The sequence below is a fragment of the Candidatus Finniella inopinata genome (assembly GCF_004210305.1).
GTDB lineage: Bacteria > Pseudomonadota > Alphaproteobacteria > Paracaedibacterales > CAIULA01 > Finniella > Finniella inopinata_A.
This window is the reverse complement of record NZ_SCFB01000018.1, coordinates 1-1,698: the sequence shown is the minus strand read 5'-3', so window position 1 is coordinate 1,698 and position 1,698 is coordinate 1. Positions and strand designations below refer to the sequence as shown.

1 protein-coding gene and 1 pseudogene are annotated in these 1,698 nt (G+C 36.6%); both read left to right on the top strand.

All coding sequences use genetic code 11. The features are described 5' to 3' along the window. Positions 1 to 172: 172 nt before the first annotated feature. Positions 173 to 379, top strand: a pseudogene (locus EQU50_RS08675) (integrase core domain-containing protein); the annotation flags it as partial. 81 nt (positions 380 to 460) lie between these two features. After that, complete coding sequence (locus EQU50_RS07595; protein ID WP_130154526.1) at positions 461 to 1,561, top strand: hypothetical protein; 1,101 nt, start codon at positions 461 to 463, stop codon at positions 1,559 to 1,561. The last annotated feature ends 137 nt before the right edge of the window (positions 1,562 to 1,698 follow it).

Below are 1,698 nucleotides of genomic sequence, written 5' to 3'. Positions count from 1 at the left end.
AATCACAAAAAATGGCTTAAAATCAACACTTAAAAGACTTCTCCTCGACCATAATCCTATTTATGCAACACAGCCAAATGCCTTTATCCACATCTTCTCTACACTCGTTGCTTATGCCTTCAAAACCAAGAAACCAGCCATTAAATTTCATGGCCTAATCCCGAATTAGGGTTATAATCGGAGAGTCGAGCGAGGGAACAGAATCTTTAGAGAAGAATTCTATACAAACTCTAACCTCTTAGCCGATTCTATCGAAGCCATGAGGATTGAACTCAACAAAGCTCTTAACAAATATAATACCTACCGACCACATTCTAACTTGAAAGGATCAACACCTATGCAATATGTTCATAACATCCTACTCAAAAAGGCTGCTTGAGTCTCAAAAGGGGTGAACTTGTACAGTTTCGTAAAAAATCTTTTTAAAATTTCAATAAGTTTCTAAGCTTAGAGGGCTACAATGTTTATAAAAAAATACAAAATATTAAGGCTCCTATTATTGTTTTATGCTTTTTTTCTAGGATTACAAGAGACCCACTCTTCTGAAGCCAAAGAAAGTAAGGACTCGCTGGAAGGTTTAGATAAAAAAATGCAGGCTTTATCCTTAAAAGTCTCAGTTCCGGAACTTCGTCCTCTTTCCTTAACACGTACTGATTTTGACGAATGGACAGATGATTATTCTAACTGGCATTTGTACCGTGACCCATATGAACCATATGTAGTGGCACGTTACACACAAAAACTTGTTGTTCAAGATCAAGATTTCCCGCTTTTAAGGAAAAACACAGAAAAGCACATTAACTATACGTGGGAAGCTTCTCAGAGGGACCATTATCGGAATCATTTATTAGCCCAAGGATTTTGTTACGGCTCTAAAACTTTGAATGAGGCTGTTATGCAAACAAATGGAAAGACAACAGATTGGGTCAGTTCTAGATCAACAGCAGAGTCTAGCTTTAATTATTATGTTCGTAAATCCACGGCAGGCCATTCAGAGTTACAGTTTATAGAAGATATGCAAAACCTTTGGACAAAAAATGCAGATTCCATTGTGCAATCTTTTATGCCTCCTAAAGATGATAAAGAAAACGTTTATACATATGGCTTCGAATTATTTGGAACTTTTGATATGTGCGATGGCTGCTTAGAACAATTGAGGGAATTTAAAAAAGAACAACAATACGCTCAAGGGTTTTCTAGGAGAATGAGAGATGAATTAAGGGATAGGTTTAAAGGCCACGCAGGAGATGATTTCATTATTATTTATCACTCAAAATTTCCTTATGCATCCTCCTCTTATGATGGGGAAAACAATAGATTTTCTTTACGTGACTTAACTTATTGTGGAATTTTTGGAACTGAACAATATAATTTTATACTTGGGAGTCCTGACGTAACCAGAAAACTTAACCCACATATTCAACCATATGAAAAAGAGATTCTTTATAGCCTCTCTCAAGAAAAAAGTTTATCCACTGAATCAGATATGATCTATGGCTACATTCACCACCTATCCAATACGACGGTTCAGTGTCAATCTGGGCGCTTTTCTTTCCCATAAAAGTAGCTGGTAGAGGAGTAGGGCTGTGTTGCATAAATAAGTTTTAGATTTCTATTATTGTTTAGGGCGTGTCATCAATTAAGCCAAATAGCCGCAGCAACCAAATGTATGGCTCCCAGGAAGTTTCGAGCTGTTTT